Below are 23,888 nucleotides of genomic sequence, written 5' to 3'. Positions count from 1 at the left end.
TGTGGGACATGACGGCGGCGCCACTCGCAGTTCTCCGCCACCGTGTCCCGTTCACCGTCCGACTCCGCGTCGGTTGGTACATGGCGGTGGCGCACTGACCGAAGCTGCCCTATCTGTCGCTTGGTCGACAATAGAGTCGCGGACCTCGACGGTTTACGCCGAGGTCCGGCGCGCGTCCTACAGGTTGCCGACGATGTGTTCGAGGCGCTGGGCGACGAGCTCGCGGGCCTTGTCACGCAGGGCCGGGCGGTAGCCGCTGGGGTAGACGGGATCGCCTGGCGCGTAGTCCTTCAGGACCTCCCTGGCGAGGGTGATCTTGTGTACCTCGGTGGGGCCGTCGGCGATCGCCATCACCTCGGCGTAGTTCATCATGTCCACGAAGGGCAGGTCGGTGCTGACGCCGATCGCGCCGTGCAGATGCAGTGCGCGCTGGGCGATGTCGTGCATCACCTTGGGCATGGCCACCTTGATGGCGGCAATGTCCTTGCGCACCTTCAGGTAATCCTGTTCCTTGTCGATGCGCCACGCGGTGCGCAGGACCAGCAGGCGGAACTGCTCCATCTCGATCCAGCTGTCCGCGATGCGTTCCTGGGTCATCTGCAGACCGGCCAGCGGACCCTTGCGCATCGGACGGGAGACGGCGCGTTCGGCCATCATGTCGAAGGCCTTGCGCACCAACGCGACCGTGCGCATGGCGTGGTGCACGCGGCCGCCGCCGAGGCGGGTCTGCGCGACGATGAAGCCCTGGCCTTCGGCGCCGAGCAGGTGGTTGGCGGGGACGCGGACATCGGTGAAGCGCAGGTGGCCCTCGTGCTCGCTGAACCCGTGCACGTGGAAGTTCTTGACGATCTCCAGCCCGGGGGTGTCGGCGGGCACGATGAACATCGACATGCCTTGGTACGGGCTGACTTCGGTGTTGGTGACCACCATGACGATGTGGAAGCTGGCGAACTGGGCGTTGGAGTTGAACCACTTCTCGCCGTTGATCACCCAGTGGTCGCCGTCGCGCACGGCGCGCGTCTTGAACGTCGTCGGATCCGAGCCGCCGGTGGGTTCGGTCATCACATAACAGGAGCCGATCTCGCCGGCCAGCAGCGGCTCCAGGTATTTCGCCTTCTGCTCCGCGGTGCCGTAGTGCGCGAGGATCTCGGCGTTACCGGAATCCGGTGCCTGGCAGCCGAAGACCGACGGCGCCCAGAACGACGTGCCGAGCACCTCGTTGAGCAGGGCCAGCTTCATCTGCCCGTAGCCCTGGCCGCCGAGCTCAGGACCGAGGTGGCAGGCCCACAGCCCCTGCTCCTTGACCTGCTCCTTGAGCGGGCGCATCAGCGCCATCGCCTCTTTGTCGGTGCGGTCGTAGGGATTGGGGTAGAGCAGGTCGAGCGGCTCCACCTCGGTGCGGACGAATTCCGCCGCCCAGTCCAGCTTCTGCTGGAAGTCCGGGTCGGTCTCGAAATCCCAAGCCATGGTCAGCCTTTCGTGTGGTTGTCGGACGTGCTCACCACGCCGTCGAGGAAGGTGGTCGCGAGGATGTCGGCGATCTCGGCGGGGGAGTGCTCGCCGTGCGGCCGATACCAGAAGGTCACCATGTTCAGCATGCCGAGCACGCTGTTGGTGACCACGTGGTCGTCGGTGCGCAACAGTCCGGCGGCGTGGCCCGCGTCGAACACCCGCTGCCAGCAATGCTGCACCCGGTCGCGGAGTTCTTGCAGCTGCGCACCGCGTTCGCCGCTCAGCGCGGTGACATCGCGCAGTTGGATCGCGACCTCGCGGCGGTGATCGATGATCAGGCCGACGTGGCTGTGGATCAGCTTGCGCAGCTTGGTGATCGGGTCGTCGGCGCTCGCGGTGATGCGTTCGGCGTCGACCAGCATCAGCTGAATGTAGTCGTGCAGGATCTGCCAGAGCAGTTCCTCTTTGGAGCCGATGTGGTAGTACAGCGCACCACGCTGCACGTCGGCGCGGTCGCCGATCTCCGCGACACCGGTGCCGTGGAAGCCCTTCTCCGCGAACAGTTCTACTGCGGCGCGCACGATGCGTTGCCGGGTATCGCCCGCCGTCGACTCGGCGGCCGGCGGGCGGCCGCGACGGCGGGTCGGTGCAACATCGGGTACCCGGGTCATGGGCTCACCACCGCGCCCGGTCGGGTCCGCCGCCGACGCGATGTCGGCAGCGACTCATCTCCCGCGTGGAGCGCGATGCGGGACTCATCGGGTCGGGTCCAGCACGACCTTGCTCACCCCGTCGGCGCGCTCGGCGAACAACCGGTAGGCGTCCGCGCCCTCGGACATCGGGAGCGGATGGGTGACAACGGCTTCCGGGCGAAGCCTGCCCGCCGCGGTCAGCTTCAGCAAGGTGGGTAGCTCGTACTGGATCGAGCACAGTCCGATATGGAACTCGAGCTCCTTGACCTGAGCCAGCGGCATATGGAACGGGTAGGCCCGGTTCTGGTTGACGCCGATGACGCTCACCCGGCCGCGGTGCCCGACCGCGCTGATGGCCAGTTTGATGGTGGCGTCGGCGCCGACGGCTTCGATCGCGACATCGGCGCCGCCGTCGAGCATGTCGCGGATCGCGAGCTTGGGGTCCTCGGCTTCGATCGGCTCGGCGCCGAGTTCGGCGGCCTGCTTGCGGCGCTCGGGGATCAGGTCGACGCCGAGCACCCGCGCCGCACCCATCGCGAACGCCGACTGGATCGCCATCAACCCGACCGGGCCGAGGCCGATCACGACAACGGTCTCGCCAGGCGCGATGCGCGCACGCCGGGCGCCGTACCAAGCGGTGGGTGCGTTGTCGGTGAGCACCACCGCGGCGGCGTCGCTGACTTCCTCGGGCAGCCGCACCAGGTTTCCGTCGGCGTGCGGGACGGCGAGCAGCTCGGCCTGTCCGCCGGGCAATGCGCCACCGAGCCCGTAGCAGGCGTCGATCGCCAGGGGCGTGCGCTCGCAGGCGGCCACGATGCCGACCCGGCACTTGGCGCAGCGGTCGCATCCGGCGGACGCGGCCACCAGCACCCGGTCGCCGACCGCGAGGCGACGCACCTCCGGGCCGAGTTCGACGATCTCTCCGACGGCTTCGTGGCCGACGCTGTAGCCGGTCTTGTCGGTGAACCCGTGCCCGCCGTAGATATGCAGGTCGCTGCCGCAGATGCCGGTCGCGGTGACCCGGATGATCGCGCTGTCCGGCGCGGTGAGGGTGGGGTCGGGCACGTCGGAGTACGAGATCTGCCGCGGGCCTTGGTAAGTCAGTGCTTTCATCGCCAACCGCCGTCCAGTGCGAGGGTGGCACCGGTGCAGAAGGCAGCGGCGTCCGTGGCGAAGAATATTGCGGCGCCCACGATCTCGTGCGGTTGGCCGACCCGTTGCTGGGCGTTGAGAGTGTCGAGGTGCGTGCGCATCTCGTCGGTCCATGCCCTCGAGATGTCCGTAGCGAAGGCGCCGCACTGAATCGTGTTGACCCGCACCGTCGGTCCGAAGCTCTGCGCGAGACCCGCGGTGAGCGTGTTCAATCCGGCCTTGGCCGCGGCGTAGGGCAGTGCGAACGGCGCAGGCCGGACCGCCTCGATCGAGGAGATGTTGATGATCGAACCGCCGCCGTCGGCCGCCATTCGGGTGCCGATGAGCGAGGAGAGCCGGAACGGCCCTTTGAGGTTCACGCCGATCACCTTGTCGAACAGGGCCTCCGTGACCTGATCCAGGCTCGGGTAGAGGGGCGAGAGGCCCGCGTTGTTCACCAGCACGTCGACCCGGCCGAATTCGGCGTACGCGGTCTCCACCAGTGCGTCGCACTGCGCCCAGTCGCTGACATTGCACGCCACCGGCAGCGCACGGCGGCCGTGGGTGGTGCGCACCTCCTCGGCGAGTGTCACACAACTGTCGAGTTTGCGGCTGGCGATCACCACGTCCGCACCCGCCGCGGCGAACGCCAGCACCATCTCTTTGCCGAGGCCCCGGCTACCGCCGGTCACCACGACGACCTTGTTCCTGAGCGACACACACACTCCCGCCAGCTGAGAAAATGTTCCGATCAGTACATTAAATCGCGGCGGCGATACAATCAAGGGGCTGTCCGGCCGACCGCCGACACCCCGCGACGCGCCGACTGATCGATCCCCTCACGATCGGCGTGCCGAAATTCCCACGGCGAGAGGCCGCGTTCGACCCGGTACGGGGTGTTATCACTACCCACGGGTAACATGGATGCGTCTTTCCCACCCGGCTTTCTCAGAAGTGAGGCAGTAGATGACAGAGCGGATTCAGGTCGGCGGGCTTCAGGTGGCCAGCGTTCTCCACGAGTTCATCGAGAACCAGGCGCTCCCCGGAACCGGCGTAGATTCCGCCGCGTTCTGGGCCGGAGCCGAGCAGGTCATCAACGATCTCGCACCGCGCAATCGCGCGCTGCTCGCCGAACGCGACGAGATCCAGGGCAAGGTCGACGCCTGGCACGCCGAGCACCCCGGCGCGAACTACGACAAGGCCGCCTACAAGAGCTTCCTGAGCGAAATCGGCTACCTGCGCCCCGAACCCGCCGATTTCCAGATCGCCACCCAGAACGTGGACACCGAGATCGCCACCACCGCGGGCCCGCAGCTCGTGGTGCCGGTGATGAACGCCCGCTTCGCGATCAACGCCGCCAACGCGCGCTGGGGCTCGCTCTACGACGCGCTATACGGCACCGACGCCATCTCCGAGGCCAACGGCGCGGAGAAGGGCAAGGGCTACAACAAGGTTCGCGGCGACAAGGTCATCGAGTGGGCCCGCAACTTCCTCGACGACTCCGCGACCCTGATCACCGGTTCGCACGTCGGCTCGACCTCCTACAAGATCGTCGACGGTGAGCTCGAGGTGGGCCTGGAGGACGGCACCGAGATCGGCCTCGCCGATCCGTCGCAGCTCGTCGGCTACCTCGGCGATCCGGCCGCGCCGACCGCAGTGTTGTTGAAGCACAACGGTTTGCACATCGAGATCCAGATCGACCCCGAGTCGCCGGTCGGCAGCACCGACACCGCGGGCGTCAAGGATCTGGTGCTCGAGTCCGCGATCACCACGATCATGGACTTCGAGGACTCGGTGGCGGCAGTGGACGCCGAGGACAAGGTCCTCTGCTACCGCAACTGGCTCGGCCTGATGAAGGGCGACCTCGCCGAGCAGGTCAGCAAGGGCGACAAGACCTTCACCCGCACCATGAACCCCGACCGCGTCTACACCGCGCTCGACGGCAGTGAGCTTGTGCTGCACGGTCGTTCGCTGCTGTTCGTGCGCAACGTGGGTCACTTGATGACCAGCGATGCCATCCTCGACGCCGAGGGCAACGAGGTGCCCGAAGGCATCATGGACGGCCTGGTCACCTCGCTCGTCGCCACCCACTCGCTGCGCGGCGACACCGAGCTGAAGAACAGCCGCACCGGCTCGGTCTACATCGTGAAGCCGAAGATGCACGGCCCCGACGAGGTCGCGTTCACCAACGAACTGTTCGGCCGGATCGAGGACGTGCTCGGCCTGCCGCGCAACACCCTCAAGGTCGGCATCATGGACGAGGAACGCCGCACCACGGTGAACCTCGAGGCCTGCATCCAGGCCGCCGCCGACCGCGTCGTATTCATTAACACCGGCTTCCTCGACCGCACCGGCGATGAGATCCACACCTCCATGGAGGCCGGGCCGATGGTCCGCAAGGCCGACATGAAGGCCCAGCAGTGGATCAAGTCCTACGAGGACTGGAACGTCGACACCGGCCTGGCCACCGGACTGCCCGGTAAGGCGCAGATCGGCAAGGGCATGTGGGCGATGCCGGATCTGATGCACGACATGCTCGAGCAGAAGATCGGGCACCCGAAGGCGGGCGCCAACACCGCATGGGTGCCCTCGCCCACCGCCGCCACCCTGCACGTCACCCACTACCACCAGGTGAACGTGCTGGAGCGGCAGCAGGAGATCATCAAGGGCGGCCCGCGCGCGACCGTCGACCAGATCCTGGAGATCCCGCTCGCCGCGGCACCGAACTGGTCCGCCGAGGAGAAGCAGCAGGAACTGGACAACAACTCCCAGTCCATCCTCGGCTACGTGGTGCGCTGGATCGACCAGGGCGTCGGCTGCTCCAAGGTCCCCGACATCGAAGACGTCGCCCTCATGGAAGACCGTGCCACCCTGCGCATTTCGAGCCAGCTGATGGCGAACTGGCTGCGCCACGGCATCGTCACCGCCGACGAGGTGGTGGCCAGCCTGGAACGGATGGCACCGGTCGTGGACCGGCAGAACGACGGCGACGCGAACTACCGTCCCCTGTCGCCGGACTTCGCAGGCAGCATCGCCTTCCAGGCGGCCAAGGAGTTGATCCTCGAGGGGACCAAGCAGCCCAACGGATACACCGAGCCGATTTTGCATCGGCGTCGGCGGGAGGCCAAGGAAGCTTGTAAGTAGCAGTGCTGAAAAGTAGCGGCTAGCAGCTCTTTTCAGTTGGAGGCCCCGCACCGGAGACATCCGGTGCGGGGCCTCTTCCTTTGCTCGGGCTCAGGTCGGATAACGGTCCGTCACGCTCAAAACGGTCACAAAAACCGGCTCGCGGTCGTTGGAGCACTGGTGACCGCATCGACAACGAGCAGCTACCGGAGCAATGCGGTCGCACTTATCCGCAGCATCAGGGCAACGTCGTCGCTCAGCCCGTCCAGGCCGAATTTGGCGACTTTTCCGGCCGCGATGTGCTCGATGGCGGCAGTCGTATCGGCGTCCTCATGGTGCTGCGCCGCTCTGGCGGCCAGGTCCATCGCCTCGACGACACGTTGACTCATCGGTGACGAATCGTTGGTGTGTTGCAGCAGGGTGGGGATCAGGATGGCGGCTTTCGGCCCCCGCGCAACCACGAGCGATGCTGCGCCGGCCCTGTCCAGGCTCCATTCACCGACATCGTCCACGCGGTCGTAGACCCATTTGAGCGAATCGCCGGCGAGTACCAAGACGACCTGCCGTAACAGCCGCCGACCCTTGGCGAGGCTGGCCGCCTCAGGGCCGAGTAGCCCACCGTCCCAGGACATTTCGCCACTGCGGATCAGCTCGTGGATCTCCTTTTCCAACACTACCGCGGCCTGTTCTTCCGGGAAGATGTGCAGTGGCTTCTCGCCACCGCGCAGCTCGAGGTAGCGGCGGCGGAGCCCATCGGTCTTGCCGAAGCCATCGATGCTGACGCCGTGGTACGTGCGTAGCGCCCAGAGATTCTGGTTCAGCGGCACGTCGCGCGCAGCGTCGGGATCGGCGGCGCGCAGTGACAGCACATCCTCGAACGCTGTAGCTGGAATACCGCGGGAGACCAACTCACGCCGAAGCAGGTTCGTTGCCGGGGTGCCATCCCCCCACGGCCCGAACACTTCGATGTCTTCGATCGGTAGCGGATGCGGCGGCCGGGTCGCCTCCTGTGCGCCCGAAGCGAGCATGCCCGATTTGTCCCGCAGCTCAGCAGCCAAGGATTCGACCGACTGTGCCGCGTGCTCGACGGCTTTACCGAAGGGCGTCTGCAAGACCAATGCGTATTGCGCTTCGAGCGCCGTGATCAGATCCGTCAGTTCTATCCTGCCCTCGCGGCGCCACGGCCCGCGCAGCGTGATGGTCTCAGTGCCACTGAGCGGGTCCGGCGCCACGCTCCAGCTCGTCTGCTCTTCGACGAACGCGGCGGCTGGGGAAGTTATCATGCTCCGCCGGCCCCGCGGTACGCGAGCGACGATCTGCTCGGTGAGCTGCTGGCGTACCTCCCGCTCCAAGCCGGAGTGCCGGTTCAAAAGAACCGTTCGCACCACGACGGCTTTGTGCTCAGCCCAGATCCGATCCAGTTCGCTCGATGCTTGTCTGGCCTCCGCGCTCAGCTCTTCCAGGGTCTGCTGCCAAGTGGAGATCTCATCGTCACAAACATTCGTGATGGTGCGCTCGAGTTCCTCCATCAATTCGATGAGGACCGAGCGGGTCTGCGCGTCCAGCTCGGCATCGATCAAGCGGTACGCTGCCTCGAACAGCTCTCTCTGGTTGGCGGCATCTCGTCGAATGCTGTTGTTGTCGAGCGCAGTTCGAGCGTCGGCGTAGTTGAGCCGGAGCGTGGCCAAGCGTCCGGCCTTCGCCTCTTCCTCGTTGAGGCTTGTGAAACGCTCGCGCAATGTCCTGGCCGCGGTCTCCATCTCCACCAGCGCGCCTCGTGCCCGAGCCAACCCACCCTTCCGCGACGGCTCGTTCGTGATCCGTTGACACTGCACCAGCAGATATGTGCGGAAATCGCGAATGAGCGGCGCGCGGTGATCAGCGCTCAAGTCGCGGATCTCATCGAGATGCCTGCGGAGTAGATCATCGACCCGCGGCTTGACCGTCGCATTCTCGTACGGGGTTCTGAACCGCCGGATGTTCGGAAATTCGTGTGCAAAGTCCGGCTTCGCCGGTGTCTTCGGCTTCTGCTTCGGATCCGCAGGCAACAACCACGGCAGGACTTCAGACCAGCGCGGCGCGCGCACAGCGCGCTGGCCGATCGCTTGAAAGACCTGGGCATTGAATACCGTGCGCTTACCGTCTTTCCCCTCGAAGCTGGTCTCCGGCGTGGCGACCAGGCCCGTGTTGATCGCCTGCGCGGTCGGTGCGGTGAGTGCATCGAGCACCGCGAGGGCATCGTCGATCACCAGCGACCGCTGCACCAGCGGCAGCGGTGACCACAAGGTGTGGACGCCGAACTTGCTGTATTTGAAGGGGTGGTTGCCGCCCATGTGCGACACGTCATTGCCCGCGTCCGAGTTCAAGCGGCTGCCGGAGGCCGGGTTCAAGTAGCTGTAGATGAGGTCGCCCATGGCTGCGTCGACGCCGTGGTCGGCCTGGGTATTGATGACGTCTTGTACTGTGCCGCCCACCTGTTCCCGCACGCCATCGAGCAGGTAGCAGGTCGAGAACAATCGGTTTCGCAGCACGATCTCGCGCCCATTGTGTTTCAGCGTGTTATGCAGCGAACCGCGCTGGAATCGGTCGAGTTCGCGCAGCGAGGCGTACGCGCAGGCCTCGAGCCAGGGGAATTCGGCCGAGCTCACCGTGCTCGTCAGGCCGGCGGGCAGGAGGAAGACGCCACTCACATTCCGCGTGTCCGGTGCCACATACTGGAGTACGTCGTGAACGATCGCGGCTACATCGAACAGCGTCGCGGAACCTGTTCCGCCGCACAGTGAACCAGTGACGAAGACATCGACTCGGCCACCTTTCGCGAGGGTGCCGACAATGGTCCGGATGCGCTCGTACAAACCTTGAGCCAGAACGACACCGAGCCGCCCCCACTGGCGCATCTGTCCCGCGCCCGAATCCATGAAGTCGTTGAGCAGAGCGAGGTCGTACGCTTCGGCGTCCTCCTGGCTGATCCACTCTCTAATCTCTTGGTATCGCGCATTGTGGTCGTTGTCTCGATTGTCACGGATATTGTGGATGACGTCGGCGAGCTCAGGCGTCGAATACTGCACCTCCGACTCTGCGAGTGAGTGTCCGGCGAACTCGTAGACATTCTGACTGTCGATATCGAAGCCCAGCAGTTTGACTGCGTCGAGTGCCGCAGGATCCGCGCCGGCCAACCGGCCGTCGGCCAGCAGCCTCGACCGCAGGTGGGTCAACACCCAACGGCCGGTTCCTCCAACTCCAATTACCAAGGCAGCGGTGTACATGCCCGACTCCCTTCTATTTTCGATAATTCGTGTAGGTGATTGTCACGCCGTCGATGTCCAGCGAATCACCGCCGAAAAGCCGGGCACTGCGACTTGCCGCGCCGAGCTTGGCTGCTACCAGCACACCATGCTCGATACCGTCCCGGTAGTCGGTCGTCCGATGGACAGCGCGGACGCTGCCGTTGAGCGGCTTGCCCGGAATTGTGCGCGTCCCCTTGCCGAATGCGAAAACTCTGCCGCCGAGCGCGAACTCGGTAACGGGTCTGCCCTCGTCCATCAGCTCGAGCGAGCCGGTCAATCGCGGCATCCGTAGTCGCCGGGTCGCCCACAGTACAATTCCGAGCAGGAGGGCAACGAGCGGGATCGATATCAACGTCACCCAACTCCAGCCCGTGGTGCCTACGACGCTGATCGGACCGGAGGGACCACTCAGCTTCGGCGCGAACTTCAGGCCCAGGTCCTTGGCAATGGGATCGGACCATGCAGTGCCGACTGTCCCCGTGAGCGCGACAGTGCCACTTCGGGTTTCCGTTCTCTTGCCGAAGCCGAAGCCGCCCAGGGTGTCTACCGACAGGCCAACCGAGACCGTCTTCGATTCGCCGGGCTGCAATTCGATCGGCGGCCCAAAAGCGGAGATGTTCGCATCGAAGCCCTTGACGTCGATACTGACGTCGCAAACGACAACCGGGACATGGGAAAGTGTCGAGTGCAAGGTAACGGGGAGGTCCACCGCACCGCCGTCCAGATTCAACTGAGCGATATCCGCATCCCAGGTTGCTTCTACTCCGGCCTGCGAATCCTGTTGCAGCGCTGCCGCTGCCTTGTGCCGAAGGTTCTCCTCGGTCACCCGATTCAGGTAGCTCCCGATCTGGGCAGGTGGAATCGCTACCACTACCGTCTCGTCAAAGACCTTCTTCAACAGTGCGGCATCGGTCGTCGGCGTCAGAGCGTACGCATAGGACGCGATGTGGTGATCCGATGTAAGACGGTTCGCGCGGTCACGAAGCGCATTCCAGGCCGGTGACTCTGCGGTGGCATAGAGAGAGCCGTCCGCCTGTATCTGGCCGTCGGTGACCAGCACGATAGCCCCGGCCGGGCCGTGCCCTGGGCGTTCCAACTCGGCCAGACCGGCCGCGATCCCCGCCCCGATATCGGTACCTCGACCGTCTGCGACCGGCGGCAGCTGCCCAATCGCAGCCGAGGCGTCGGGACCGACGCGATCCGAGTAGCGCAAGGTCGGAGCGGTATCAAAGGTCAGTATCGACAAGTGATCTGACGGTTTCATTGCGGCGAAGAAGGTGCGCAGTGCGCTCGTTACCTTCGGGTACAGACCTGATTCCTGCATCGAGCCGGATGTGTCGACCACTACCACGTAGTCGATCGGCACAGCGTCGAGCTCTAGAGCATCGACGACCTCGGACAGCGGGATCGGCGGCACGCTACAAGGGGCTGCCGAAGCGAACGGCATACTCGGGCAGATGGTGCATAGGACTCCGAGGCCGACTAGTAGGAGCCTTGCGAGCAGGCTGTGCACATTTCTCCGATCGAGCAAAATATCAAACCTTTGTATGGCCGAGCGAAAGTACCTTTCGCGATGGCCATCAGTCGAAGAGATTTGATCAGCCAGGCGCACTTTTATCGTGTGCGAAGGCGTATGCCGACATGCGTTCAGCCTCAACTGGGTTCGTGGAAGTACAACAGGAGTTTAGCCAGTTTCTTGTGCACGACGCGTCGGCCGAACAACGGACATGCGGGATAGATCGAGCATGACGACGCTCTGTTCGGTGGTGCAGAAGATCAGCTTTTTTCAGCTCGAGGCCCCGCACCGGACACATCCGGTGCGGGGCCTCTTCCGTCGTGCTGCGCCTACACCCAGGGCGCCACCGGATACCACGGGATGATGTCGCGCATGGCGAGTAGGCGCACATCCCAGTAGAGGAAGGTGAAGACGCCGACGGTGAGTAGGGCGGTGGCGCTGAGGATGCTGACTCGGCGTGGGTCGGTTTGGAACCAGCGTTGCAGGCGGCCACCGACGAGGACGGTGAGGATCAGGAGGACGGCGAGGATGATGATGTTGCCGAGGGACTGCAGGACGAAGGCGCTCGCGGCGTAGAGGATGTTGCCCTCTTCGGCAGCGTCGCGAAAGAGCTTGCGGAACAACGGAAACGGGCGTCCGATGAGGAAGGCGCCGATCAGGCCGCCGAAGGCGACCAACGGTGCGTTGGGGAAGCGGGCGGCAATGCGGGCGAACGGGTCGCGCACCAGACCGAGGACGGCGAGTCCGAGGTAGGTCATGATCACCCCGATCACGCCGAACACCACCATGGACTGGATCAGCCGCGGCGAGATCTGGCCGGGTTGGCTGGGCGCGGTGTCGAATTGCGGCATGTCGGTCCCGAAGATGCCGACCACGACACCGTAGGCGGCGGACACGGCGACCATGCCGACCGCCATCCACAGCAGCGGCCGCATCACTGCTTGCACCCGGCTCCACCAGCCGCCCGCGCTGCCCGCCAGCGGCGCCACCGCGCCGAAGACGGCGATATTGCACGCGGTGAACGTGCCGGCCAGGCCGGAGACGAACGCGAACACGATGCCCGCGCCGATGCCGGTGATCGCGGTTTCCTTGGCGTCGTGGCCGAGCAGCCCGTCGGCCACCGTGCCGCCGATCGTGGTGTCCACGAACGGCGCCGACCACACCACGGTGAGCAGGAACCCGGCGAGTACACCGAGCAGTAGGACCAGCCCACGGCGCCGCGGAATGTATCCATTGACGAACACACTGGTTGCCACGGGTTGGTCGGGTTTGGGGGAATCTGGTGCGGTGGAAGGGGATTCGAGCTGTGTCATCGGGCTCTCCTGTCGGCCACTGACCGGCAACGAAACGCCGGTATTCCCCATTGTCGGGTACAGTGACCGCCAATCCTGCTGAATGGTGAGATCCGTACGTCGAATAACCTGCGACACAGCCGATTCCGGCATGCAACTAGCGAATTAGTAGCTGGCGGGCGGAGACTCGACCCCGGCCCGGGTCGCCGCTTATACCGGGATCCCGCGCGGAGTTCGCCCAGTCCAACGGGACCGATCGGGTTCGCCGAACCCTCGAGGAATCGAAACGCTTCGGCCCGTCCATCACCGAGTGGCGGGCATTGTCCAGCCCCTGAGTTTGAGGGCTCGAAGATCGATAACGCCGCCGCGGTGCCGGGCGAAAACGAGGGTATGAGTATGAAAAACGTTTTCCTACAACGGGTTATCTTCCGCACGGGTGTGGTCGCGACGGCGATGGTGGCCGCGGTGAGCGGATTCACCGGGTCGGCCGGCGCCAACCCCGACGATCCGGTTACGCAGTTCACCTCGACTCTCACGCGGGTGCCGGGGCCCAATTGTGCGGCGATCATCAATGCCGAGACGGTGCCGCAGCCGCAGTCCGGTGTATTCGGTGTTCGGGTGAAGATCACGCAGACCGGGGAGTTCTGCGGGGCCTACTTCGTCACCGTGCATTGGCGCAACCTCGACACCGGCCGGACCAGCGGGCAGTCACAGCGTGTCGAAGGCACCTCGGTGGTCGGCCTGCCGGACAACGTGATCACCGGCATGGGCATGGGGCCGGGCGCCGGGAAGGTGGAGGCGTGGATCGACACGTACTCCAAGGTCTATCCGCAGAATGTTGATCTGGAGCACATCGCGGGCCGCGCGACGTTCACACTCGGCTGAGTACGCGGCGTCCCCGGCAGGTACCGCCGGGGACGCCGCTATCGGGTGGACTGGTGCCGCAATGCGACGGTCGCGCACACGGTGGCCAGCAGCCAGACGACCGGTCCCACGATCGCGCCGATCAGATCGACGTAACCGGGCGCCGCGAGCAGCACCAGGAAGGCCAGGTCGACCACGCCGAGCACGACGGCGTTGAGCCAATAACCCAGGCGACTATTGACCCTGTTCATGGTCACCGCGACGAAGATGGCCTGCGCCCCCAGCGTGGTCACGCAAAGGAAGTACAGCAGGCTTTCGGCCGCCGATTCGGTGCCGGGCGCGCCGTCGGCGAGGTCGCCGATCACCATGGAGATGCCTAGACCCGTGTGCAGCAAACCCCACACGGTGTACAGCGCGGCAGCGGTCGCCGACCACCGATTGCCTGTCACCTCAGCCCCCGCATTGTTCGGAAAGCGTTGGCCCGTTGCTGTTTCGAGCCCCGCGAATAAACTCTATGCCGCCCGGGGCTGTGTCCACATCGGGGTAATCACCGATTTCGCTCACGATTCGGGGTGAGGCGGACGATGAACGAATGCTTGCCCGAGTTCCGTATCTGCTGAAGGTGGGTCGGGTGAAATCCCGCACGGATCGCGATGGCGAGTTCCCTGGTATCCGGGATCAAGACGACCGCGGTGCCGTCGGTCGCGATCAGCCGACGGAGTTCGGCCCACAGCGGTGTCGAACCGTGCGTGAGCCGTCCGCGGGCCGGAACCTGACCGCCCCATGGTGGGTTGCAGACGATGCGGTCGATGCTGCCCTGCGGCAGTGGGACATTCGCGGCATCGGCCGAGCCGGTGGTGAGGGTGTTCGCGGCGTTCGCTCGGATCGCGCACACCGCGGCCGGATCGATATCGAAACCGCTGTACCTGGCGTCCGGCTGCGCATGCATCGCCTCCACCAGTAGGGTCCCTGCCCCGCAACAGGGATCGAGTACCCAATCACCGGCGCGCAGATCGGCCAGCTGGACCATGGCCGAGGCCACCGGCGGATGCAGACTGCCCGGCACCGACTGGAGCTTGTATGCGCGCCGGTGCAGCGGCTGCACGGCGATCCGGAGCATCAGGCGCGCGCGGCGTCCGTCCAGAACTACGCGCCAACCACTACAGTGGTCCGGCGGCCGCGCACCATTGCGGCGCGAATGATACTGGAGTCCAAGGCGTTCTGACAGCGCCGCGCCTACGGTGTCCTCTACGTCGTAACGGTTGAAGTTGCGTCGGCCCAGGAACGATGCCGATACCGCGATCCCCGCGCCGAACTCGGCAGGCCCGCCGCACCGTCGCCTTGCCTCCCGCAGTGCCGGTGCGTCCAATTCCGTGACGAGCTCGGTCAGTGCTGCCACCTCGCCTTTGGTCCGGCCGATATCCGGAGTGGTCGCGACCAGTACGAAGGCGTCGTCGGCCGTCCGTAGCCGCTGGACCGTCGTCTCCGGCTGTGCTGTGTCACAGTGGATTTCGCGATGGCCGAGCTCGACGATGGAACCGAGACCGATGCTCAGGATCTCTGCCGCAACCACGGATTCCAGCCCGTGCACACACCGCGCCACCAGGCGAATGCCCATGAATACTTCGCTCCCGCATCGAGGTTCGGCACGGTGGTATGCCGTGCCGCCTCGTCGACGACGGGCGATCCTCGTTTCGCCGACGGGTTCGTCAGCGCAGGAAGAAGAAATTCACCTCCGGATCCTAGCAAGTCGAGCGGCTGGATGCGGAGCCCTTTATTTCACCGCGAAGATTCCCCGCCGCGCGCACGCCACGCCCGCGACGACGATGGTCCACAGCGGGCACCCGCACTGCCGGCCACCGGGGTGCTGCGGTTCCGTAACCGGGCGTATCGCGTCATCATCGAACACGAGGCCTGCGATGGAATTCCCGATATGTATCGAGAACCCTGAACATCCTCGGTGCCAAGGCAACCGAATCGCATCATCCGACGCCGGGTGTTGCTGCCGGTTTGATTCGACGGTGCCTGCTGCGGCATGGTTTGCGGGCGGAGTGCCGGGAGGTCTGGTCGGCAACCCGGCCCGGGTGGCGGGTCGGTCATAGCGATGGTGGGAGTCGGACGGTGCTCACGCGGAGGTCGGCGGCGAAGCCGGTGCACGGTGTAAAAGGCGGTGGCGCATGTTGACTTGGGTGCATGGCGCCGTGCGTCCGAGATCGGTGCCGAACGAAATCGAGGGGGACCGGACCGGGGCAGCGGCCGGGTATCGGTACGACCTCGACGGTCTGCGTGGCCTCGCGATCGCGCTGGTCGTGGTGTTCCACGTGTGGATGGGCCGGGTCTCCGGCGGGGTGGACGTGTTCCTGGTCCTGTCGGGGTTCTTCTTCACCGGAATGTTGTTGCGCCGCATAGAGACCACGGATTCGATCGGTCTCGGATACACCTTGCGTCGAACTGTACGCAGGCTGTTGCCCGCGCTGTGTCTCGTCCTCGCCGCGGTGCTGGCCGCCACGGTGCTCGCCCAGCCTTACACGCGCTGGGCCGATATCTCAGCCCAGACGCTCGCCTCGGCGCTGTACTACCAGAACTGGTACCTGGCAGGGGCGGAACTGGACTACCTCGCACCGGATCCCTCGGTCAGTCCGCTGCAACACCTGTGGTCGATGGCGGTACAGGGGCAGTTCTATCTGCTGATGCTGCTGGTCGTCGGGATCTGGTCGTGGACTCTACGATTTCGTGGGCGGTTGCTGGCCTGGCTGGCCGGGTTCGGCGTGGCCTCGTTCTGGTACGCGGCCTCCGGATCGGCGCAGCATCAGGCGTGGACCTACTACGACAGCGGCGCCCGCGCCTGGGAACTGCTCGTCGGTGCGGCATTGGCCGTTGCCGCACCCTGGATTTCGCTTCCCAAGCCGGTGCGCGCGATACTCGCGGTCGTCGGTCTGGGCATGGTGATCTCCTGTGGGCTGCTCATCGATGGTGGCACCGAATTCCCCGGCCCCGCCGCGCTTTATCCCGTCCTCGCCACTGCCGCGCTGATCGTGTCCGGTATGAACACCGGAACCGCACCGCGGCCGTGGATCAACCGGCTGCTGGCGACACCGCTGCTCGTCGAACTAGGTGCGCTGGCCTACTCGCTCTACCTGTGGCATTGGCCGGTGCTGATCTTCTACCTGACCGAATACGGCGAGAGTAGTCCCGGCATCGGCGGCGGAATCCTCGTCATCGCCGTCTCGCTCGTCCTCGCGGTGGCGACGCAGCGGCTGATCGAGACACCGCTGCGGCTGCGCCAGGCCACTACCCGGTCCGGTGTGGCCGCGCGTTCTCGGCGCGGAATCGGGGCGGCGGTCTCGGTACTGGGCATCGCGGTGCTGGCCGCCTCGGTCAGCTGGCAAGCGGTGGTCCGGGCGAACCCCGCGCACCCGGCGGCCGAGCTGGCCGTCAACCGATATCCCGGCGCGGCAGCGCTTTTCGAGCAGATAGCCGTCGCGCCGGAGCCGATGCGGCCGACCGTGTTCGAAGGCCCGCTCGACGCGCCGGCACCGACCTCCGACGGCTGCATCACCTCGAGCCGGGAAGTCCGTGTCTGCACCTACGGTGACGTGAACGCCGCCCGCACCATCGCCTTGGTCGGCGGCTCACACTCCGAACACTGGTTGCCTGCCTTGGAAATCCTTGCGAGCGAGCATCAATTCCGCATCGTGACCTATCTGAAGGAAAGTTGCCCGCTCACCCTGGCCGACCAGCCCTCCTATGCCTTGGCGCCGTTCCCCGAATGCCGCGAATGGTCCATCGAGGTCCTGGATCTGCTCGCCGAACACCGCCCGGAGTGGCTGTTCACCATCGGCACCCGGCCCCGCTGGGACGAAGGAGACTACGTACCAACGGAATTCATCGATGTCTGGACCGCATTGGCGGACCGCGGACTCAACGTTCTCGCGATCCGCGACGTCCCCTGGCTGCGTCGTGGCGAGGTGCACTACCGTGCCGTCGACTGCCTGGCGCAGCGTGGGACCCCCTACAGTTGCGGGATGGACCGAGCGGCCGCGCTCGCCCCGGAGAACCCCGCCGAGCTACCGGCATCGAGACATCCCAACATCTTTCCGCTGGACCTGTCCGACGCCATCTGCCGCCCCGACCGTTGTCTGGCCGCCGAGGGCAACGTGCTGATCTATCGCGACGAGCACCACCTCACCGCCAGCTACGCCCGCTCGATAGCGCCTGAACTCGGCCGCCGAATCGGCGAAATAACCCAATGGTGGTGAAGCGCCGGCGCTGGTCGCGGCGTGCCTCCGGTGCGTGATCGACATCGTCGGCGCCGAGCTTGGGGTCGGCGTCGCCGGTCGGCAGGTTATCGGGTGGCGCTATCCGCAGTGCTTCGCGACCGGGACGTCGGTTGACCCTGCACTGGAGGGAGCACACTGGAGAGATGAGGTCCGGAAGTACGTTTGCCGGTGTTCGTCGCACGGTGTTTGCCAGGCATTCGAACCCGTGGAGCGCGTGGTCCCGCTGGGCGACCGCGCCCTTGATCCTGGTTCCGGTGTGGATGCGAAGCTGGCCACACGCCGCCGCGGTCGGCGCGTGGTTCGCGGTGAACCCGGTGCTTTTCCCCGAGCCTGCCGACCGGCGGGCCTGGGCGACGAAAGCCATCCTCGGGGAAGAACTATGGCTTGCCGGCCACCCCAGGGATGCTGCATTGGCGGTGGACGCCGCGGCCACCGGTGCGGGGATGATTGCGCTGCTGGGGGCGTGGCGTCGCCGTCCGGTTCCTGCGTCTGTTGGGATCGGGGCGCTGATGGTGTTGTTGCTCTGGTACTGGGAGCTCATGGCGCGCTACTACGAAACGCACCGGAACGCCGACGCGAGGACATGAAGCCGGTCTGCTGTGACGAGGCCATGTTCCTTCGGTCCTGAGGAGGTGGTTATGCCGCGTGTTCGAACTGGTTGCTCCATATCGTGAGCCGGGTGCGTGCGCGTGAATTACGCACCAGGGCAGCCGGTATCGCACATTCGGGGCCCTCGTAGTAGCCGCCGTTGACCACCGGCGTCGTCGGGGCGCTGAGCTCGACGAGCAATGCGGCGGCCTCGTCGACGGGAGCGGTTCGGTGACTGCGTAATTGGGGCAGGTCGATTTCGAAGTCGGCGGGGTGCACCCTTATCGAGGTGAGACCTTCGGGTGCGGTGTCGGGCAAGGACCGGCTGAACATGGTCAGCGCGAGTTTGGCTTGGGCGTAGATTGCGAGCGGGGTGTAGATGGCTCGGTTGCGGTCCAGGTCCGAGTAATCGATGTTGCCACCGGCGTGCAGTTTCGAGGTCGCCGTGACGACGCGCCCCTGCGCCGCCGCGATGGCGGGGGTCAATGCCGTGGTGAGGCGTCGTGGCGCGAGATAATCGACCTGGAAGGTCAATTCGTGCCCGTCGTCGGTGTGGGTGCGCCGTTGCGGCGCGGGGATGGACGCGACGTTGATCAATGCGTCGAGGCGGGGTAGCTCCGCGGCCAGGGCGCGACCGAGTTCGTCGACCTCGGCCAAGCGCGTGAAGTCGGCGTGCACCAGACGAACTCGACCGGGCTCGGGTTCGCCCTGTAGTCGTTCCATCGTCTCGTCGGCACGGTCTTTTTCCAGGACGTGGGCGATGACGGTGGCGCCGTCGGCGATCAGCAGCCGTGCGGTAGCGAAACCCAGGCGGCTATCGGCGCCGGTCACCAGGACGGTGCGGGTGGTCGGCGAGCTTGCGGACATGGTTCTCCCCTCAGGGTCGTGCGATCGTCGTGCGCCGATCGGCGCCGGTGCACGAGACGCGCAGGAATGTCGCGATCAGTCATCGCGAAAAGATAAGTGGGACACCGCTTCTAGAGCGGCGACACCGCACGGCACAGACCGTCCGTTGCAGCGCGGGATGTGGTGGACCGTTACGCCGGACTCGGCGGCTCGTCCTCACTGCCGAAGCCGAAAAGCTCCAGGGCAGAAGGCATCCGCTCCCCGCGGTGCCGGGCAACCTCGTCGACCCGGCGCACAGCGCGCCGAGGGCCCGAAGTCGCAGTCATACCGCGATACAAGCCCATCGGCGGCGCCGGAGACAAGCCCGCTCGTTCCGAATTGACGGAACGTTTGCACCGCTGCTCACGCTCGAGCTACCGGCCGCAGCAGCGGGGGAGATCGGTATCTCTCGCCGTTGTGGTTGCGGCGCTTGACAAAAGCCCACGGTGCCTGCCGTGGCGGCGTAGCGTTGGTGTCAGGAGCGCCGGGAAGTCTGGTCGGCATGTCATATTCGCTGACCTCGGAGGGCTTCCGTGTCTGCTGTTTCGGCGTTGCCTGTGCACGCCACCACTACCTGTTCTGCTATCTCGATCGAGCATCTGTCCAAACGGTTCGGCCGTACCGTCGCGGTCGATGAGCTGAGCCTCTCGGTCGCCACCGGTGAGGTGTTCGGGTTCCTCGGCCCCAACGGTGCCGGGAAGTCGACCACCATCCGGTTGCTGCTCGGTCTGATCCGGCCCTCGGCGGGGATCGTGCGGGTATTCGATGCCGACGCCGCCGATGTGCGGCGTGCGCATCGCCACCTGGCTTATGTGCCTGCCGACGTGGCCTTGTGGCCGTCGCTGACCGGTGCGGAGATGTTGGAGCTGCTCGCTCGGATCGGTGCGGGCACCGATCTGGCGTATCGCGCGGAGTTGATCGAGCGGTTCGCCCTGGAGGTCGACAAGCTGGGCAAGGCCTATTCGACCGGCAACCGGCAGAAGGTCGCGCTGATAGCGGCGTTCGCCTCGCGGGCGCCGCTGCTGGTTCTCGATGAGCCGACCAGCGGGCTGGATCCGTTGATGGAGCACGAGTTCCGGCGGTGCGTCGGTGAGGCCCGTGATCGGGGGCAGACCGTGTTCCTGAGTTCGCACCAGCTCGGCGAGGTCGAGGCGCTGTGTGATCGAGTGGCGATCTTGCGCGCCGGTCGGCTCGTGCAGACCGCGACCTTGGCCGAGTTGCGCCGGTTGCACCGCACCATCGTCGAGGTCACCTACGAGGGCCAAGCGCCGGTGCTGGACGGGGTAGCCGGTGTCGAGGGTGTCGAAGCGCCTGAGTCGGGCCGGCTCCGATTCACGGTCTCGGGGTCGGCGGCGCCTGCGCTGCGCGCGCTGTCGGCCGCGCAGGTGACGACGTTGTCCTCGCGTGAGCCCAGCCTCGAGGAGATCTTCCTCGACTACTACGGGCAGGCGTGACGATGGCTACCTCGACAGCTTTGCCGGGAGGTGTATTCGCGCCAGGACGGGCGGTCGCCCGGCTCACCCGTCGCCAAACCCAGCGCGGCGCACTGTTCGTCGCGGCTGTCGCCGCCGGTATGTCAGCGCTGGTCGCCTTTCAATACCGCACCACCTTCGCCGACACCGTCGACTCCGGCGCGATCCGCGCGCTGGCTGAAAACCCGGCCATCCGAGTGCTTTTCGGTCCGCCGCTGGCTCTGTCGGATCCCGGTGGATTCACCGTGTGGCGCACCGGCACGCCGATTCTGGTGCTGTGCGGGGTGTGGGCACTGCTGGCCGCCACCCGGCTCACCCGCGGTGCGGAGGACGCGGGGCACTGGGAGCTGCTGCTCGGCGGTCGGCTACGCCCGCTCGATCTGCTCGTGCGGGTAACCGGCACGCTGTGGCTGGCCGCGGCGGTGATCGCGGTCGGGGTCGGGACCGCGCTGGTCGTCACCGGTACCGACGCACTGGGCGCACTCCTGCACGCCGCCTGCGTATTCGGCACCACCGCGACCTTCGGCGGCGTGGGATTGCTGACGGCGCAATTGGTTTCGTCGCGAGCCGCGGCCACCTGGCTCGCCTCGGCTGTAGTAGGAGTTGGTCTGCTGCTGCGGATGCTCGCCGACGGTGTCGCCGCATTCGCCTGGGCGGCGTGGTTTACCCCGTTCGGCCTGGCCGCCCGGGTCGCGCCCTACGCAGACAACCGCGTCGCACCGCTTTTCGTGCTGTTGCTGTTCGTTGTCGTCCCGGCTGCGAGCGCGTTCGCCGTCGTTGCGCGCCGCGACCTCGGCGGTGCGGTGATCGTCGTGTCCGGCACTCGCGCTCCGCGTACCCGCCTGCTCGGATCAGTGGCCGGATTCGCAGTTCGGCGTGCCGCAGCGCCCACTGCCGGGTGGGCAGTGGGTATCGGCGCCTACTTCCTGCTGATCGGGGCGCTGATCTCCTCGATCCTCGAATTCATGGACGAGAACCCACGTTTCGCCGAACTCGCCGCGACAGCTGGTTTCGGCGGCCTCGGCTCGGCCGCCGGGTTCGCGGCGGCGATGTTCGCTCTGCTGGCACTGCCGGCCGGGGGCTACGCAGAAAGTCGTATCTCCGCCATGGTCGCCGACGAGAAGGCACGCCGCTGGACCGCCCTGCACGCGCTGCCGCTGTCGCGCTATTACTCGGCGGGAACCGAAATCGCCGTCACCGTAGGTGGTTTGGTGGTCCTGCTGGTCGCCGCGGCGAGCGCGATGTGGGCGGGCGCGGTACTCGCCGGTGCGCCGCTGACTCTCGGTGATGCCCTCGCCGGTGCCGCCAACGTGGCTCCGGTGGCCCTGCTCGCCCTCGGCGCCGCGGTACTGGCCTTGGGCTGGCGTCCCGACGCGGTCGATGTGATCGGTGCGATACCCGTTGTCGGCGGGTTCCTGCTCGACGTCCTGGCCCAGAGCACCGGCGCACCCGGCTGGATCCGGCAGATCTCGCCCTTCGCCCACCTCGCCGCCGTCCCGGATACCGCACCGAATTGGGCTGCCGGCACCACGCTGACCGCCATAACCATCGCCGCGATAGCGATCGGAATGTACGGCTACGCCCGACGCGACCTGCAAGGGTGATGCCATCGCTCTGAAGACGCGGTCAGGTACACCCTCGTGTACCTGACCGCCTTCGGTTACACCTTGGTCGTCACCTGGTCCTTGTCGGGACTCCGGCGGTAGGTCTCCCAGAACGTGGCGCCGGGAATGTTCAGTGTCAGTGGATCGAATACCGGATCCAAACCCGCCTTCTGCTGCCGTTCGAAATCACGCAGCGCCTTGTACGCGGGCTGTTGCAGGATGATGATGCCGACGATGTTGAGCCAGGCCATCAGTCCGACGCCGATATCGCCGAGCGTCCACGCGTCGGTCGCGGTTGAGACTGCGCCGACGGCGACAGAGACCAGGATCAGCGCTTGCAGCAGCAGGGTGACGTTGGATCCGATTGTTCCGCGGATCAGCGGCACCGGGATCGTCGCGTACTTGCCGAGCATGAACCGTAGGTTCGTTTCCGCCATGTAGTAGTAGGCGATGATCGTGGTCAGGCAGAAGAAGGCCAGCGAGATCGCGACGAATGTCGCTCCGGCGCCGCTCCACAACGTGTCGAACCCGACCTGGGCGAAGGCCGGTCCGACCGCGGCGTCCGAGGGCAGCGCACCGCCCTCGGCGAGCACTCGGCCGGTCGCCGATTCGCCTTCGAACACCCGGTACGCGCCCGTCGACAGGATCAGGAAACCTGTTGCGGTGCAGATGAACAGAGTGTCGACGTAGACGGCGAACGCCTGCACCAAGCCCTGCTTGGCCGGGTGGGAAACCTCGGCCGCCGCAGCCGAGTGCGGGCCGGTACCCTGGCCGGCCTCATTGGAGTAGACGCCGCGTTTGACGCCCCACATGACCGCCGATCCGATGATCGCACCGAACGCCGAGTCGACGCCGAACGCACTGGCGAAGATCAAGCGCAGCACACCGGGGAGCTCGGTCGCGTTGGCGACGACGATCACGAGCGCCACCGCGATATAGACGATCGCCATGAACGGCACCACGACGGCGGCGAACGCCGCGATGCGCTTGACGCCGCCGATGATCACGAAGGCCAGCACGATCACCGTGCCGACTGCCACTGTCCATTCCGAGATATCCCAGGCCTGGTGCATGGCCGAGGCCATCGAATTCGACTGCACGCTGGGCATCAGCAGGCCGCAGGCGAGTACCGTCACCGCTGCGAACACGAACCCGTAGACCTTGAACGCCGGGGCTGCCTTGGTGTGCGCCATCGCTCGGCTGAAGTAGTAGGCAGGCCCGCCGCGGTACTCGCCGGTGAGGTTGTCGCGGGTCTTGTAGATCTGGCCGAGGGTGCACTCGACGAACGAGGTAGAAGCGCCGAGGAAGGCCACGGCCCACATCCAGAACAGCGCGCCCGGCCCGCCGAAGGCGATGGCGGTGGCGACGCCTGCGATATTGCCTGTGCCGACCCGGCCGGACAGCGACATGGCGAGTGCTTGGAACGACGACACCCCTGACGGCGAGGTCTCCCCGTTCCGCATCTGCCGGATCATCTCCGGAACCTGGCGTACCTGAACGAATCTGGAGCGGATCGAGAAGTACACCCCAGCGGCCAGGCACAGGTAGATCAGCGCATCGCTCCAGATGTACTCGTTGATCGCGGCGAGAAATTCGGTCAAGACGGGCTCCTATCGAACGATCGACATCGCCGGAGATCGTCCCACGAAACAGGCGGTCATTTGTTACAAACCGGTCACAGCGGTGTTAGGTCGTCCAGATC

Annotated in this window: 17 protein-coding genes; 6 read left to right on the top strand and 11 right to left on the bottom strand. The window is 65.9% G+C overall.

What is annotated here, in order from left to right; translation table 11 throughout:
* Window positions 1-177: 177 nt before the first annotated feature.
* The 4 genes from IBX18_RS11180 to IBX18_RS11165 all read right to left on the bottom strand — a co-directional run bounded on the left by IBX18_RS11180 (window position 178) and on the right by IBX18_RS11165 (window position 3,994).
* Window positions 178-1,467, bottom strand: coding sequence for an acyl-CoA dehydrogenase family protein (locus IBX18_RS11180; RefSeq protein ID WP_194833600.1), 1,290 nt, complete (start codon window positions 1,465-1,467; stop codon window positions 178-180).
* Window positions 1,468-1,469: 2 nt separating this feature from the next.
* Window positions 1,470-2,123, bottom strand: coding sequence for a TetR/AcrR family transcriptional regulator (locus IBX18_RS11175; RefSeq protein ID WP_194833599.1), 654 nt, complete (start codon window positions 2,121-2,123; stop codon window positions 1,470-1,472).
* An 84-nt stretch (window positions 2,124-2,207) separates the two neighbouring features.
* The gene (locus IBX18_RS11170; protein ID WP_194833598.1) at window positions 2,208-3,257 is read right to left on the bottom strand and encodes an alcohol dehydrogenase catalytic domain-containing protein; all 1,050 of its coding nucleotides are present in this window, start codon (window positions 3,255-3,257) and stop codon (window positions 2,208-2,210) included.
* A complete protein-coding gene (locus IBX18_RS11165; protein WP_194833597.1) occupies window positions 3,254-3,994 on the bottom strand; it encodes an SDR family NAD(P)-dependent oxidoreductase in 741 nt (246 codons plus the stop codon). Before IBX18_RS11165 ends, IBX18_RS11170 begins: the two co-directional genes overlap by 4 nt.
* Before the next feature lie 247 nt (window positions 3,995-4,241).
* Here IBX18_RS11165 and IBX18_RS11160 point away from each other — a divergent pair, with 247 nt between their 5' ends.
* Window positions 4,242-6,419 (top strand): malate synthase G, encoded by a 2,178-nt coding sequence (locus IBX18_RS11160; RefSeq protein ID WP_194833596.1) that lies wholly within the window; start codon window positions 4,242-4,244, stop codon window positions 6,417-6,419.
* 182 nt (window positions 6,420-6,601) lie between these two features.
* Here IBX18_RS11160 and IBX18_RS11155 read toward each other — a convergent pair whose 3' ends face one another.
* The 3 genes from IBX18_RS11155 to IBX18_RS11145 form a co-directional block, all read right to left on the bottom strand.
* Window positions 6,602-9,664, bottom strand: coding sequence for a tubulin-like doman-containing protein (locus IBX18_RS11155; protein ID WP_228540645.1), 3,063 nt, complete (start codon window positions 9,662-9,664; stop codon window positions 6,602-6,604).
* Window positions 9,665-9,677: 13 nt separating this feature from the next.
* The gene (locus IBX18_RS11150) at window positions 9,678-11,132 is read right to left on the bottom strand and encodes a vWA domain-containing protein (RefSeq protein WP_194833594.1); all 1,455 of its coding nucleotides are present in this window, start codon (window positions 11,130-11,132) and stop codon (window positions 9,678-9,680) included.
* Between the two features lie 398 nt (window positions 11,133-11,530).
* Window positions 11,531-12,514: a hypothetical protein gene (locus tag IBX18_RS11145; protein ID WP_194833593.1), complete on the bottom strand. Its 984-nt coding sequence runs from the start codon at window positions 12,512-12,514 to the stop codon at window positions 11,531-11,533.
* A gap of 375 nt (window positions 12,515-12,889) precedes the next feature.
* Between IBX18_RS11145 and IBX18_RS11140 the strand changes: the two genes are divergently transcribed.
* Window positions 12,890-13,378: a hypothetical protein gene (locus IBX18_RS11140; RefSeq protein ID WP_228540644.1), complete on the top strand. Its 489-nt coding sequence runs from the start codon at window positions 12,890-12,892 to the stop codon at window positions 13,376-13,378.
* Between the two features lie 38 nt (window positions 13,379-13,416).
* Here the strand turns inward: IBX18_RS11140 and IBX18_RS11135 are convergent, their stop codons facing one another.
* Window positions 13,417-13,806 carry a hypothetical protein gene (locus IBX18_RS11135; RefSeq protein ID WP_306796226.1) on the bottom strand — a complete coding sequence of 130 codons (390 nt, stop codon included), beginning with the start codon at window positions 13,804-13,806 and terminating at the stop codon, window positions 13,417-13,419.
* Window positions 13,807-13,904: 98 nt separating this feature from the next.
* Window positions 13,905-14,975, bottom strand: a complete 1,071-nt coding sequence (locus IBX18_RS11130; RefSeq protein WP_194833592.1) for a methyltransferase domain-containing protein — start codon at window positions 14,973-14,975, stop codon at window positions 13,905-13,907.
* 559 nt (window positions 14,976-15,534) lie between these two features.
* On the opposite strand from IBX18_RS11130, the gene IBX18_RS11125 reads away from it, so the two are divergent.
* Window positions 15,535-17,616: an acyltransferase family protein gene (locus IBX18_RS11125; RefSeq protein WP_194833591.1), complete on the top strand. Its 2,082-nt coding sequence runs from the start codon at window positions 15,535-15,537 to the stop codon at window positions 17,614-17,616.
* A 164-nt stretch (window positions 17,617-17,780) separates the two neighbouring features.
* Entirely contained in the window at window positions 17,781-18,224 is a 444-nt protein-coding gene (locus IBX18_RS11120; RefSeq protein ID WP_194833590.1) for a DUF6653 family protein, read from the top strand.
* A gap of 49 nt (window positions 18,225-18,273) precedes the next feature.
* On the opposite strand, the gene IBX18_RS11115 is transcribed toward IBX18_RS11120, so the two are convergent.
* The gene (locus IBX18_RS11115; protein WP_194833589.1) at window positions 18,274-19,092 is read right to left on the bottom strand and encodes an SDR family NAD(P)-dependent oxidoreductase; all 819 of its coding nucleotides are present in this window, start codon (window positions 19,090-19,092) and stop codon (window positions 18,274-18,276) included.
* Between the two features lie 551 nt (window positions 19,093-19,643).
* On the opposite strand from IBX18_RS11115, the gene IBX18_RS11110 reads away from it, so the two are divergent.
* On the top strand, window positions 19,644-20,564 hold the full coding sequence (locus tag IBX18_RS11110; RefSeq protein ID WP_373889178.1) for an ATP-binding cassette domain-containing protein: 921 nt from the start codon (window positions 19,644-19,646) through the stop codon (window positions 20,562-20,564).
* 2 nt (window positions 20,565-20,566) lie between these two features.
* Window positions 20,567-22,186: a polyketide antibiotic transporter gene (locus IBX18_RS11105; protein WP_194833588.1), complete on the top strand. Its 1,620-nt coding sequence runs from the start codon at window positions 20,567-20,569 to the stop codon at window positions 22,184-22,186.
* A 56-nt stretch (window positions 22,187-22,242) separates the two neighbouring features.
* Here IBX18_RS11105 and IBX18_RS11100 read toward each other — a convergent pair whose 3' ends face one another.
* Window positions 22,243-23,787, bottom strand: a complete 1,545-nt coding sequence (locus IBX18_RS11100; protein WP_194833587.1) for a sodium:alanine symporter family protein — start codon at window positions 23,785-23,787, stop codon at window positions 22,243-22,245.
* Window positions 23,788-23,888 lie beyond the last annotated feature (101 nt).

Source organism: Nocardia sp. XZ_19_369, assembly GCF_015355715.1.
Taxonomy (GTDB): Bacteria; Actinomycetota; Actinomycetes; order Mycobacteriales; family Mycobacteriaceae; genus Nocardia.
Note: the sequence above shows the minus strand (reverse complement) of the source record. Positions and strands in the feature narration are given on the sequence as shown.